Source organism: Oligoflexus sp. (assembly GCF_035638955.1).
In the GTDB taxonomy this organism is placed as follows: domain Bacteria; phylum Bdellovibrionota_B; class Oligoflexia; order Oligoflexales; family Oligoflexaceae; genus Oligoflexus.
Map to the genome: position 1 here is coordinate 97023 of NZ_DASQYZ010000124.1, position 13972 is coordinate 110994.

General features: G+C 49.8%; 8 protein-coding genes. 1 reads left to right on the forward strand and 7 read right to left on the reverse strand.

Features of this window, described 5'->3' with window-relative positions:
* Nucleotides 1–97: 97 nt before the first annotated feature.
* The 6 genes from VE954_RS12370 to VE954_RS12395 form a co-directional block, all read right to left on the reverse strand.
* Nucleotides 98–2890 (reverse strand): 7TM diverse intracellular signaling domain-containing protein, encoded by a 2793-nt coding sequence (locus VE954_RS12370; protein WP_324953118.1) that lies wholly within the window; start codon nucleotides 2888–2890, stop codon nucleotides 98–100.
* 142 nt (nucleotides 2891–3032) lie between these two features.
* Nucleotides 3033–5603, reverse strand: coding sequence for an Hpt domain-containing protein (locus VE954_RS12375; protein WP_324953120.1), 2571 nt, complete (start codon nucleotides 5601–5603; stop codon nucleotides 3033–3035).
* 310 nt (nucleotides 5604–5913) lie between these two features.
* Nucleotides 5914–6840, reverse strand: coding sequence for an alpha/beta hydrolase (locus VE954_RS12380; protein ID WP_324953122.1), 927 nt, complete (start codon nucleotides 6838–6840; stop codon nucleotides 5914–5916).
* A gap of 235 nt (nucleotides 6841–7075) precedes the next feature.
* Complete coding sequence (locus VE954_RS12385; RefSeq protein WP_324953124.1) at nucleotides 7076–8824, reverse strand: ATP-binding protein; 1749 nt, start codon at nucleotides 8822–8824, stop codon at nucleotides 7076–7078.
* A 268-nt stretch (nucleotides 8825–9092) separates the two neighbouring features.
* A complete protein-coding gene (locus VE954_RS12390) occupies nucleotides 9093–11180 on the reverse strand; it encodes an ATP-binding protein (protein WP_324953126.1) in 2088 nt (695 codons plus the stop codon).
* Nucleotides 11181–11535: 355 nt separating this feature from the next.
* A complete protein-coding gene (locus VE954_RS12395; protein WP_324953128.1) occupies nucleotides 11536–12084 on the reverse strand; it encodes a hypothetical protein in 549 nt (182 codons plus the stop codon).
* A 97-nt stretch (nucleotides 12085–12181) separates the two neighbouring features.
* Here VE954_RS12395 and VE954_RS44215 point away from each other — a divergent pair, with 97 nt between their 5' ends.
* A complete protein-coding gene (locus tag VE954_RS44215; protein WP_414698999.1) occupies nucleotides 12182–12541 on the forward strand; it encodes a response regulator in 360 nt (119 codons plus the stop codon).
* A gap of 17 nt (nucleotides 12542–12558) precedes the next feature.
* Here VE954_RS44215 and VE954_RS12400 read toward each other — a convergent pair whose 3' ends face one another.
* On the reverse strand, nucleotides 12559–13830 hold the full coding sequence (locus tag VE954_RS12400; protein ID WP_324953130.1) for a GAF domain-containing sensor histidine kinase: 1272 nt from the start codon (nucleotides 13828–13830) through the stop codon (nucleotides 12559–12561).
* Nucleotides 13831–13972: the final 142 nt, after the last annotated feature.

A 13972-nucleotide genomic window follows, 5' to 3' on the forward strand; every position in this document is an offset into this window, starting at 1 on the left:
CTGGTTAATCCATTCGACAGTTTAGCCCGCCTTCGGAAGCTGCAACAATAATCCTTGGTAACGCTGGATGGTCGAATACTGAGCGCGCTGGTCAAAATCAGGCTCCGATCGGCGGTGACCCACTCTGCTGGAGAAACTGCTCCGCAGGGATCTCAATAATGGTCTCGAAGGACTGGCGGCGGCCTTGCATGGAGTCCGACCGAAGCTGGGCCCAGACCTGACCTCCAATCTCCTCAATCATGGTTCGCAGGGCGCCCATGCCGACTCCGCGACCTGAAACCTCACTCACATGGTCCCGACTGGAAAGGCCGCTAATAAACATGGCTTCGGTCATGCCATGCGGCAGAGATTCCAGCTGACCAGGTGTGTATCCCAGTTCTATCGCTTTTTTAAGGAGAGATTCGATGTCCAGGCCACGGCCATCATCGCGGCATGTGATCACGATCCTGTCGGCCTGCGATCTGGCGTTCCAGATAATAACACCGCGAGGATTCTTGCCTTGTTCGTGGCGTTCGGCAGGAGACTCCAGGCCATGATCCATCACGTTGCGGATCAGATGGACGAGAGACATGCGAAGGACGTTGGCCGTTCGCCTGTGCACCCACTGATCCTGACCCTCGAAACGCGCCTCGGGAGGGATTTTATTCAGCTCGGTAGCGAGCGAGACCATGGAATCGGTCAATTCACGCAGAAGGCTCGATAGAGAAACATAAAGCGAATGCTGGATGTACGTGTCGAGCGTTTTCAAAAGTTCAGGCAGAGGCTGCGGCATCGATGTACCGTTCAACTTCTGCCGCCGATAGGCGAGCTCGTCCAGAAGTGCCGTCTGATTATCGCTGGGTTCCTGATGGTTCAGGCCACGTTTCAGTTTTTTCGTCCAAAGTGATTCGTAGCGGGAGAGCAGCTGACGCAATTCAGCCAAGGCACTCGTCAGCTTACTTTGTGTTGCAGCCCGGTCCTGGGGAAGTGAGCGTATCTGGTCCTCGACCCCGTGCACAGCTGTTGAGAGGTGACGACAGCCCACCGAACGTGCCGTTCCCTTGAGGGTATGCAGAGCAATCGCCGAGGCATGCACGGCAAGGTTTGGCGCCAGACCAGCGTCCTCGCCTGCAGTTTTGTCCAGAAGTTGATGGCTATGCTTGACGAAGTCGCGCCATCGACCTTCCGGAATGGGAACCAATTCCAGCAGAAGATTCAACTCCTGTTCACGCTCCTTGTTGGCTTCCTGAAGATTACGCCAGTCGGTGACATCGCGGAGTGTGACCAGAACCTGTTCAATGATGGAGGCCGAGTTGGGGACGGGATGCCAATCCATCTCAAAAATTCGCAGGCCAAGAGTCGAGGTATTCACCTGAAACTCGTAAATGAGGCAGTGCTGATTGAATTCCCAAACCAAAAGATCTTCGTCTATGGAAGCCAGGAGAGCACTGCCTAGCATGGAAACCTGTTCCGCGTCCACGTTGCTTTGGGCAAACAGCAGTGGCAGCGCCTCACGCCCTTCCAGGGATTCCGACTGCAGGATGAATTCGAGATGCTTTGAGTATTGACCTTCGATGCAAAGTTTTGCACCCATGGTGAAGATGCCCTGAGGGATCGATGCCATGATCTGTTTGATCTCGGCGGTTTGCTGAACAACTTCTTTTTTTAAGTCCTTCTGCAACTTCTCAGCCGTGCGGAAGGCTTTCGCGAACTGTTGCGCCAGTGTTTCACTTGCAAGGAAGACATAAAGAGTCGCAGCGTATTGAAGCGTGAATGGACGTGGGAGTATCCCGTAGATGACCAGAATGTCATAAACAAAGGAAAAGAGGATGCCGAGACCGCCCAGAAATACTGTGAGCGAACCGTCCAAGCGCATTCTCCAGGCACGGATCACCACCCAAAAGCCAAGCCCGATAAGAAACGCTGACGAGATCTGATAGAGCGGGAGATAAAGGGAATAGAGGTCAGCCGGGACAATAAGTGTGGCCACGATGAGAGGGGAAAAAGCGATGGACACATACTTGAGCAGGCGAGGATAGGCTGCTGGCAGAAACGTGGACTGAAGGAAGTATGAAAAGAGTATGCCGGAGCCTGTTAGGGTAAGATATTCAAAGATGTGGTTGACTTCGAGGTTGTACTTGCTCGGCTGAACGTTCAGATAGAAGAGCATATTGCTGGTGGCGACAGATCGCAAAGCAATGGAAAGTATGGCGAACGCTCCCAGAAGACTGGCCTTGTCTTCAGGCCGGCGGATGAAAAGCATCAGGTTATAGAGAAACATGATAAAAAGAATGCCCGCACAGAATAGATCCGAATCCATACCCCGGCGCCAGGTCAGGCTTAATTGGGAGCCCGGAGCGATCGCGGGCGTGGCACGAAGGCCGCCGTTGGAATGTTCGTAGCAGGCTATGTGCAGGTTGATGACCCAGATCTCACTCGGTCCTTTCGGGTGAAAAGCCAGGGTCTTTGCCAAAGTCAGCGGTGCGTTGGAGCTGGCATTCTCGGCTGGTTCTCCCAGCTGAAAGCGGACCATCCGGGTGGGATCATGCTCAGGATGCAAGGTGATTCGATAGGCGCTGAGTATATAGGGAAGGCTGATTTCATATCCGTCAGGATGGAATTCAAAACCCTGGACGCGTATGCGATAGGTTGCATAGCCTTGACCAGGAAACTTCGGGTTGGCATGCTTCCAGCCTTTTCCAGCCGGGATTCGATCATCGGGAACAGTTTGGGTATCCAATGGTTCGACGAACTTCTGCCAGTAAAAGTCCCAGGGGCCCTGAAGGATGATCATGCCGTGACGATTGGCGAGTGCCCGAGCATCCAGAGGTGTTGTCTCAAGGGCAGAAACCCGGGGCGCAAGGAGACACCAGATCCCGAATAGAATCAAAATTCGAGATATTTGTGTCATCTTACACAGCCCCCGCGACTAGGGTTCCCGCTTCTCTTATCGACATATTGTCAATTTTATGAATGTGTTGATTTCAGGCTGGATGCTTATGTTACGAAAAAGATCGAGGAAAGATGCAGGAGTTTGTGAAGAGCCAGGACAATTAGCTCGCCCGGACCATATGTCGCGAATGAGGATCGGCCAGAAAAGATCCTTGCGGTAGAGTGATTTCAAAAAGCACATGCCAGATGCCAAGCATCTCATCTGAATCCACCAAGCGGATCCGAATGGAACCCGAGCGTTCTTCCAGATAAGCACGGACAGCATCCAGTCCGACGCCACGCCCCGAATTTATGGAAGCTTCGGATTTGGTGGTGAATCCGGATAAGAAAATAAGCCGTTCGACGACGTCAAGCGTCAGTGCCTCGTCTTCCGACAAAATCCCCAAGGCTTGGCCCCGCCGCTTGATTTTACGCACATCCAGACCGCGCCCATCATCTTTGAAGCGAATCTTGAGTTCCTGGCTTGCTTCATACAGTTCAATCCAAAGACAACCCTGAGGGGCCTTATCCATCGCAGTTCTCTCGGCGACTGTTTCCAAGCCATGATCCAGCGCATTGCGCAGAAGGTGTCCAAAGCAATCCAACAGCAGATCTTCAGTGGCACGAGGAAAGTAATAGCCGCTGGCCCTAACTTCGATCCGTGGAGGGAGTTTTTCCAGGTATTCTGCAATTTTACTCGCTCCCACTTCAAGTTCTGCAAAGAACTGTTCAGCTGAGACAAAGACCTGTGGCAGAAGGCGCTGACCAATTGGCTCCAAACCCTTGGACCCTGCCAGGGTAATTTGCTCGCGCATCAACACCTCCAGCTCAGCGCGGGCCAGACAAATTTGATCCGCATCACGACCTAGACCCAGGGTATTGTAGAATGCATCATGGTACTGATTGATCAGAGCATCTATGTCCTGGGTCAGATTCTGCAGCTCACTCCATGGCCCTTTCTGCGAACCATGCACCAGCAATTCATGAACGCACTGTTCGGATCGGTGAATAATATTCGCTAGATCCTTGAGATTGAAACTGCGAGCATTACCCTTCATGGTATGCAGGTTTCTGTAAATGGCCTTAAATTCCTGTTCGTCCAGGTTTGTACCAGTGTCCAAGGACTGGAAAATCTGTTTCAGAAGTTGACGCGAAGCTTTCAAAAACCGTGAGAATTGCTCCGCTTTGACTGATAGGATAGTTTGAAGCATACGCGTCTGCTCTTCACTCTTCCTGGCAGCCGACTGGAGCTGACGCCAGCTGGTCACATCCCTTGCCGTGACGAGTATCTTCTCGATCTCCCCTTCGTCGTCGATCATAGGGGCCCAGGTCAATTCAACGAATTTCGCATGGCCGTCGACATTGAGCGTCATTTCACCAGGCAAACTGCTGCAATTGATCTCAAAATTTATGAGTTGCTCGCCTAGCGAGACTTCAAGCACGGAGACCAGGTGATTCTTTTGATCTTCCCCAAGTTGACTCAGGTCAAGGAAGCAATCTTCAAATTTCAGGCCACCCAAGTCCCTGCGTCCAAGGAGGCTTTCCAGAAATCCAGAGTACTCGGCATGAAAACGCAGGTCAGGCCCCGTCAGCATGAAAATTCCCTGCCGGATATTCCCGAGGATGGAGCGAATATCCCGTGTTTTTTCCTCAACCAGGGCTTTGACTCGTTCCACATGCTCTTGAAGCTCTTCATTGAGGTGTTGAATGTTCTGCAGGAGCCTTGTTTGGGTGCGATAGGCCTCGCCACGTTCGGCCTGATAGCGTCGCAGCAAAAGCACAACCATGGATGCGAACAGGAATGTGATACCCACCGGAATCATGCTGGTCATAGGGGATTTGAAAACTGAAGTATAGCGCAGCATATCATGGATCACGGCAAATCCTAGGGTGATGCTGCCAGACATCAAAATGCGGGCTTCAGAATTCCGACGGATTGCCGACCTCACAGTCATCGGCATGAAAATAAGCAGAGAAGTGAAAATAACGATGTGGAGATAAGGCAGCACATACCAACAATGCAGGAAAGGCATTATTGAAAAAAACAGAACCAAAGCTGCTCCAACCCAGTTTAGGGTGAGGAAGAATATGACGACTTTATGTCTCGACTGGGCAATGTCAGCCAAAAACGTGAAAAGACAAGGCGCTGCGACCGCTAGTGCATTCAAGTCGAGTAAGCCCCATGCTTTGGGATTGAATCCTGTTTGGCATTTGATCAGGGAGTCCTGATTGAACAGCATCCATAGACTGGTACTCGTAATCATGACCGCAAAGTTAAAGAAAAGATCGAATTTGCGCCGCAGAATCACCACGTAAAAGGCCATGATCCCCATGAGTCCAAAGCCGCCTGAAACCCAGATGGTAAGAAGCGAGCGTTCGACATGGCGAAGGAGAAGCGGCGCCTGAGGCTCAATGCTGGGATAAAGAGTTCGAGTCAGATAGCCAAGGGCGTAATGCGTCCGAACCAGAACAGTCTTTCCGCTCTGCTCAGGCTTAAGTGAAACCGCGTGCCAAGTTTGTGGTGCTGCATGGCCCCAGCTTCTGGAAAAGTCACCGAAGCTGTAGACCAGTTCATTATCAATATAGATGGCGACGTCTTCCAGACCATTCGCCAGGTAAAGGACCTGAGAATTATCGGGAATGGCAGGCAGCTGATTTCTGATCCATACCGTTTTATTGAAGCCAAAAGGCACCCCAGGGTGATCATATCTCTGCCATTGATCAAGTTGCCGAGGATCGACCAGAGCGGGCTGCAGAGATCATGATTCGGGTTCTGCTTCTGTAAGTTCCCAAAATGATTCGAATCCGATGGGCGTAAGGTTCTGCGCGTGAATCTCGGCTGTAAAGAATGCCCAGTGCAAAAGCACAGACAGCCCGCACAAACACGTTTTTAACCATCTTCCCAAATGCAATTCGCCTTTCGCTGTTGGTAAGGCTAACGGCGATTTGAAGGAGAAGTTAAGTTAAAAATAGTTTCCAAAACATGCGTTCAGGGTACTGGATTTAGCGCTGTATGAAATCGAGATAATGCCTGGCCGCCTGCTTGGGCTTCTCCATTTGCGGCAGATGCCCGGTCTCGGGCATGACGATCACCTGTTGATCAGGCTTTTGCGTTTTCAGAACTTGAGCGCCGCTTGGATGAAAAATATGCTCATTTTCACCCCAAATCGCCAAGGTTGGAGCGGTAATAAGGGCCAGGTTATCCTGCAAGATATAGCGATTTTCATGCTGGCGCCAAAATATACGTTCGTTGTCATCAGCCAGCTGAATACTGGACGCGCGCGTCTTTTGCAGGACCGGATAGGGTATGAAAGGACGCTTAAAAAACAGCATATCCAGCATCCTCTCAAATTCTTCCGGAGAACGGACCACAAGGGGCGCTTTCTTCTGCTCGACCAGATTGTCCATCAAACTTGGCAACGGTGTTTTTAATCCATGGGGAGCCCCGATAAACGCCAAGGACTTCACCCGCGCTGGGTTATGAATGCTATAGAGGGCGGCCAGGGTCCCACCCATCGAATTCCCCGCTATATGGAAATTATCGATGCCGAGCGCATCAAAAAAACTCTGCAGCCGTTTCCCCTGAGTTGCGTAATCATACTGGCCGCCGGCAAGTCGAGTGCTTTCACCGAAGCCAGGGATATCGGGAATGACAACCCTGTATCGGTCCGTCAGCTCACGTGCAAAGTCAACAAAGTGGTCCTTCTCCGAGAAAATACCATGCAAGAGGACTATGGTTTCACCATGACCGCCCTCCAGATAATAGATCTTATGATCCTCGATCTGAATCGACTTTTTTGACAAGCCTGAAAGACTTTGATTGAGGCTTATCAGCGGGTCAACGAGAAGTTGAGGCAGCAAAAAATAGACCAAGCTCAGCAGAGCCAAGCTTATGAAGAGAGACGCCAGGATAAAACGACTTATTTTCATGACAGCCTTTACACGATGATTTCATAGAAAATATAACTCGCATACTCCAGGAAGTTGATCAATATAAATGTCTGCCATGGGTGTGAAGGCCATTGGCTCGCCGTCTGGAGAGCAGACATGTTTACAAGGAAAGCTTGTGCCCTCCTTCAGGAGGAGGTGCTCAGCAATGGCAAAGGCAGTGCGAGACCTGCATGAATCTTGATGCTGGAGCACCTATATTCCGCCTGTGACAGCCCTAGGACTGCCTATATTCGTCTATCATGGAGATTAGATTACTGATATGAATTGGCTTGGGAAGGTAATCGGTGAAGCCTGCTGCGATGCAGCGTTCCCGTTCGCCTTTCATGGTATGAGCGGTCAGCGCAAAGACTGGTAAGTCGCACCCTTCCGATCTCAGCAGCTGAATGGCCCGGAAACCATCGAAGACGGGCATCTGAATATCCATGAGGATAAGATCAAATGCTGACTTTCGCACCAACTCAACTCCTTCCAAACCATTGACAACCTCAGCGACCAGAGCGCCTTGCAAGACCAGGAGGTATGTGATCGTAGCCCGGATGTCTTCCGCGTCTTCGACAAGGAGTATCTTTAGGCCTTTGAGACGTTTATCAGCCTGTGGCACTGGTGTAGCCACGCTGGATGGAATCTCAAAGGCAGCCGAGCCTGTCAGCACCGGCGTGGATATCGGGCCCGGATTGATGGTAACGGTGAACGTACTCCCTTTGCCAGGCTCACTGTTGCTTACGACGATGTCGCCACCTAATAGATGCGCCAGGCCAAGGGAGATGGAAAGCCCGAGGCCTGTTCCGCCAAACCTCCTGCTGATGGAACTATCTGCCTGGCTGAATGCTTTGAATATTCTTTCTTTTTCCTCCGGCGTCATCCCGATCCCGGTATCAGAGACGACAAACGCCAGGTAAGTATGGGATGTTTCATCGCTGGCTGGTAACAACTTTATAGTGAGCGATACATGGCCATGGTCAGTGAACTTGATCGAATTACCAATAATATTGAGCAGGATTTGTTTCAGACGTAAGGGATCTGTCTGGATGATGGTGGGTACTTGACCTTCTATCACAAAATCCAAACGGATTCTTTTTTCCGTAACTTTTTCACTGAGGTGGTCTTTAACCTCAGCCAAAATCCGAGCGAGGTCAACAGACCCAAGCTCTACTTCAAGTTTGCCGGCCTCAACTTTCGAGACGTCCATAATATCATTGATGAGAAGCTCCAGCTGCTCGCCGGAATGAATAATTTTATCAATCCATATTTTTTTTTGAGGGTCAACTTCATGACTCGCTAAAATTTCAGAAGAGCCCCGAATTACGGCCAGTGGAGTTCGGATCTCATGGCTTATGTTGGCGAGAAACCGTGTTTTAAAACGATTGGCCGATTCTGCAGATGTCTTTGTTGCGGCGGTGTCAGGAGCGTGGTCCACGGGCCGCTGGTGCTTGAGCTGAGCGTTCCTGAGCTCGGTAACATCACAGTCGACACCAACTACTTTGGAGGGGATGCCATCCTGTGACCGTTCAACAAAAAGATTCGCTAGGATGTATCGAATCATCCCATCCCGGTGAACGATACGGAACTCAATGTTAAACTGCGACTCACCTCTGTAAATACGCTCATAAGCATCAATCATGACCAGCTGCCTGTCGTCAGGGTGGATCACAACTTGATAAGTGTCCAGAAGATTTGGGCAATCGTCTCTCTTCAGCCCAAAGAGATTGTACATGGTGTCATCAAACTTGAGGAAACCACGCTTCAGATCCAGTTCCCAGACGCCGACCTTGGCGGCACTCAGGATGCAGGTCACATCCTCAGCGGGTCTAGTATCAGTTTTATGGCCGAACATGGTGTCTGACGCCGCATAAGCAGCTCGACCGGAAATAACATTCTCCAACTCAGTACCCCTTATCGGATCCGTAAATGTGACCTTAATGCCGATTTTTGAATTTATACTCTTGATATCAATCGCGATCAAAACGATTTTCGTAGAATGTTTGGTTGTCCGTATTAATATTTTAGACCTTGCACATGGAGGATGCGGTCTCTGCAGAAACGATTATCAGCAGAAAGGGGGTATGAGAAGTTTATCGAGTATCAATGCTCAAAAACAGCCAACGCGAAGTGATGGGAGTGAAATGCTTCAATCCAGCAATTTTGGAGCAATCAGGCGTCGAAGCGTCGAGTTGGTGCATCGGGAAAGCACGACCAGGTCCATGCGGCGCTATTCATAAGTTGAGCCTTGATCAAGGAAGCAATGATTCGAACGACTCATAGGACTCCGTGGGTAAGCTGAATTTGAATTGGAACTTCGCGTATTGATCGTCAACATCGAGGAGTTCGAGATCAATTCTGCATCCAAAGCTCATCAGATAGGATTTAACAGCATCCATACCTATCCCTCGTCCCGACACTGCGCTCACCTGAGCCTTGGTGGAGAGGTCCGGATGAAAGATCATATTGGCCAGGGCAGATGAACTCATCTCTTCGTCTTTGCGGCAAAGACCCATCATCATGGCCTTCTCCTTGATCCGCTGGAGGTCCAGGCCTCGTCCATCATCCCTGTAGAATACGAAGAGCTTGGAACCTTCCAAAGTCAGTTTAATGCTGATCCGACCTTGGGTGGGTTTACCTTGCAGGAGTCGTTCTCCCGGGGCTTCAATGCCGTGATCGACGGAGTTGCGCAGGAGATGCGTGAATACGGTCTTAAGCAAATCATGGTAGCTTGGCGAGAAACTGATGCTGGGATCATCGATTTGAACGATGGGTTGAGCCTTCTGCAACTGGCTGGCCATGCCTGGCAAGGATTCCAAAAGGTCTTCCAGGATGGTCGCCAAAGGGTTTTGAAGCAGTGAGATAAACAACGCCTGAAGTTTTTGCAAGTAGACCGTTTTTGCGTCGGCTGACCAGGTTGCGGAGTTTCTAGTTTCCTGAACAATGGCCATGATCTGCCGTCGATCCATGACGAGTTGATTGTTGTTGTGCCTTGACCGCTTCAGCTTGTTGACTGTGACGTCAGCATATTTTCCAAGGGTTTCTTCGATAGGACGAAGAATTTCGATGACTTCATTTCGATGAAATGCTCCTCTTTTCTTCAATTCGCTGATCCGGTCTTCGCAATGATGAGCGCATTCGGCGAGGGAACTCAAATCGTAGGTCCTGGCAAGGCCCTTGATCGTATGCACGTCCCGGAAAAGCTTGCTCATGCTGGACGAGTCAAGGATCTCCCCACAATGCTGCGCGGCGCCTTTCGCGCTGCTCATGAGCCTTGAAATGGACTCGAACAGGGAACCCATCTTCTTGTCATTGATCGCGATGATCTCGGAGATATGTTTCAGTTCCTCCTGCCGTGCTTCGTTTGCAGCCACAAGTTTCCGATACTCAGTGACGTCGCGGACGGTGACGAGTATTTTTTGGAGGACGTTATCCTCTTTAACGATCGGATTCCAGTCGATCTCGATGATCTTCCTCTCGCCATTGGAGGCCTTTAAGGTGAACGAAGCAGGGAGCACATGGCTATTCAACTCGAACTGGAGGAAATCGTCGCCAATCGATGCGACAGCGGATTTGATTTGAGACAAATGATCCTTTGTCAGATCGGACTGAGCAAAAAAGCGTATGAAGTTGAAATCACCTTCTGGCTCCATATCAAAGATCCTGGTGATGTAATCTGAGGACTCCTTTCCAGTGTGGCCATCTGGTGACTCGATGGTAAAGATGCCCTGCTGGATGTTTTGCATGATGGACTTCACATCGCGATTGATGGCCTCGATCTTTTCCGCCGTCTGGGCGATTTCCAAACGGCTCTTCTGCAGCTTGTTAGCCAGAACAAGGCGTGTGAACAGAGCGGCCGCCGAGACGAGGAAGACGGTCCCGCATCCGAAGTAGAGAAAGAGCAGAATATTCAAATCAAAATAGAAGAAAGGTATGAAGAGAAGCGCTGACGTCGCAATAATATAAAGCAAAAGACTTTTCAGACTTTGATAGAATGCCACAGTGACGCATATGAGTATGATGGTTCCCATCTGGTAGTAGGGATTGAAGTTGTTTTGGTACGTTATCCACAGAAGCTGAGCTGTTGTAAGAAACATCGCCGTGTAAGTGATGTGAGTGATGTAGCGACGCGCCTGGCGAATGAAGGTAGCCAGAAATATAACCAGACAGAGGCCTGAGATGATGAGTCTGGTTTCCACTGGATCGATGGCCCCGGGTACCGCATAGCGGTAGATGAAGGACCACGAGAAGTAAACAATGCCACCGACGATGGAAACAGCACGCACCAGGAAGATATTCTCTTTGCTCTCATTCGAGAGAAGGTTTTCAAGTTGCGACACCGATGCCTCCAGACCTTGTGTTTTTGGTATTATAGAGGACCTCCCGTCCCATACGATACTGCTCAGTCGTTTTTATTGTTTCCGGGGCCTGGGTTAGGATTTTCCATTTGATGGGGGAAAGATATGAAACGGTCGCTTCAGGGTAGAACCTGGGCAACGGCTTTGCTGGCCCTCATGGGAACTTCCAGGCGCCCTCTCCATACGGGTGCTGCTCCTGGGACTGGCACTGTGCCTGAAATCGTCCACTTTGAATTCTGCAATTTCGTGGCCCATCGGCGCGAATATGCGGTTGTCAAGGAAGATGGGACGGGTATTCCCATACCAATCCACACAGGAGCTTTTGCAGACGCTGCTATCAGTGCCCGACTCTCGCCTTCGATGGCAGGCCCCAGGTTGTTGGCTTCCAATCCTCCGCTTGCAAGCCCCGGCTGTCAAATGCTGTGATAGGCAAACGGAAAAGGCTTAAAACACATTGGGCAGCTTCGGAAATTTCCCGCGCGCCACTGCCTGGAGCCAGAGCCAACCCAGTTGTCTCTGGCGCAGAACCTTCATCAGTCCCTGTGACTGGGTCGGACTTCTGCCCTAGTACATGCAAGTTCCCATTCAGTTCCTTAAATGAGAATTGATCCAGTGGCAACTCAGTAAAAGCATGAGCCCGAACCGCGAGATCTTTCAAGTTGAGAGCATAGACCTTGCTTGCACTCGCCAGGTAGACGGCTTCGGTGCTCACGTATTTTTGTCGCGAAGAGTTGCCAGGCACAGCTTTCTCCTTGCAGTCGAGGCCACCATTTTCTGGCAAAGCGCAGCTGACAATCCTGTGGAACAGAGGCGCATAGTCGATCGCTTCGATGTTTTTGAAAACATCGGTACCATTGAAAAGAGTAAGAATCGTCCCACAGCGCAAGTTGCTGCCTACCGTCCTTTCTGACGAAATTTGGGTATTGTGCTAGTATCTGGACTGGCAGGATTCCTCTATTGCATAAACTCCAGGACTCATGATCATGAATGGTACAATACTCATAGTTGAAGATGACATGTCTACTCAGGCTATACTTCAAGAAATCCTGCAGTTCGAGGGATATTCGACTCTCCTGGCTTCTAACGGAAAGGAAGCGCTGGACCTTTTGTCGAAGTCGAAACTTCCTTGCCTGGTCATTCTTGATCTCATGATGCCCGTGATGAGCGGTTGGGAATTTCAAACACACAAGCAGAAAAACGCACGGATTTCGAGCATTCCCACAATTGTCACCTCGGCTTCCAACAGAATTGATGGGCTATCGGATGTATCGGCGATAATGAGAAAGCCTATTGATCTCGTCCAGGTTCTTGAAGCAGCGAGAAAATATTGTCCTCTTCATTAGGTTTGCCTTGGAACCTGCTAGCAAAAGGCCGTACTTGCACCGGCCTTCAGTGGAAGCTCTACAGTGAAGATGGAGCCTTGCCCCACCTCGCTGATAACCTCCAATTTTCCTTCATGAGCTTTCACGATCTGCGCTACTATAAAAAGCCCAAGACCCAAACCTTTTGAATCGCGGCTTACATCTGCTTTTTCGAATCGATGGAAAATCACTTTCTGTTCTTCCTTCGAAATTCCTTGGCCATGATCATGGACATCAAAGATTGCTTTTGTGACTGTTTTCCTAAGTGTAATGATGATAGGTCTTCCTTTTCCATAATCGATAGCATTGGAAAGCAGATTTTCCAGGACTTGCTCAATTCTCCTCTTGTCCCAGTATCCTTCGACTTTCTCATCCAAAAAAAGCCTGATCTCCGTGCCATAAATCTTGGATTGCTCTTCGAATCGGCTTACGACCCGATGCACGAGATCCGTTAGATTAAAATACACAGGACCTATCATGAGGCCTTTGCCTCGAAGCGCCGCGACATCAAGCAGTTTGTCAATAAGTTCGGAAATTTGATTGATTTCATCATCAACTTTTTGCAGATCCCCAAGAACGAAGTCCAAACCGCGATCCGTATTTTTTTTGACTTTATGGGTTAGAAACTGCAGCTTCAGCTTGAGGGCATTGAATGGCGTTTTCAACTCATGGCTCGCGACACACAGGAATTCATCTCGCGAATCCAGCGCCTCCCTCATATTTTTGTTGGACTGCTCGAGCTCTTCGGTACGCATGCGGATCATGATCTCAAGCTGTTCATTAAATCTCCGTAGCTCAAGGAGGTGTGCAGCTTGATGGCTCAGGGCCTTTAATGCTTCAATTTGCATGTCGTCAATGGTTTTTGGAGTTCTATCAATGACACATACTGTCCCAAGAGCCTGACCGTTCTGGACCATGAGAGGAGAACCTGCATAAAACCTGATTTTAGGTTCGTCTGTGACCAAAGGATTATTGGCAAATCTCTGATCAAGCAAGGTGTCCTGAATGATCAATATCTCATTCCGCTGGATAGCCCGTGAACAGAAAGCAACATCGCGTGGTGTTTCGTTGACGTTAAGGCCGAACTTGGCCTTGAACCACTGACGGTCCTTGTCAATAAAGCTGATTATGGATATGGGCGTCTGGCAAAGGTATTTTGCAAGAAAGGCTATTTCGTCAAACGGGGGTTCAGGTGGGGTGTCAAGAATGCGATATTCAAGAAGAACTTTTAAACGCTTTTCCTCATCGTCAGACTGCGGTGTCACCAGCATATTTTTCCCCTCCGGCACAGTCCTGGTCTCGGTAACGATCCATTACAGCTCCCATTTGTGTTGGATGTCAGTATGTTTTTGAATGAACGACGAAGGACTGAGTGATTTTATGGATCAGCCCGGTCCGGCAAGCAGAACCAGC

Excerpts from the sequence above, each read along its gene's own strand:
- VE954_RS44215 (WP_414698999.1), top strand. The coding sequence starts at position 12,182 with ATGAATGGTACAATACTCATAGTTGAAGATGACATGTCTACTCAGGCT.
- VE954_RS12370 (WP_324953118.1), bottom strand. The coding sequence starts at position 2,890 with ATGACACAAATATCTCGAATTTTGATTCTATTCGGGATCTGGTGTCTC.
- VE954_RS12400 (WP_324953130.1), bottom strand. The coding sequence starts at position 13,830 with ATGCTGGTGACACCGCAGTCTGACGATGAGGAAAAGCGTTTAAAAGTT.
- VE954_RS12380 (WP_324953122.1), bottom strand. The coding sequence starts at position 6,840 with ATGAAAATAAGTCGTTTTATCCTGGCGTCTCTCTTCATAAGCTTGGCT.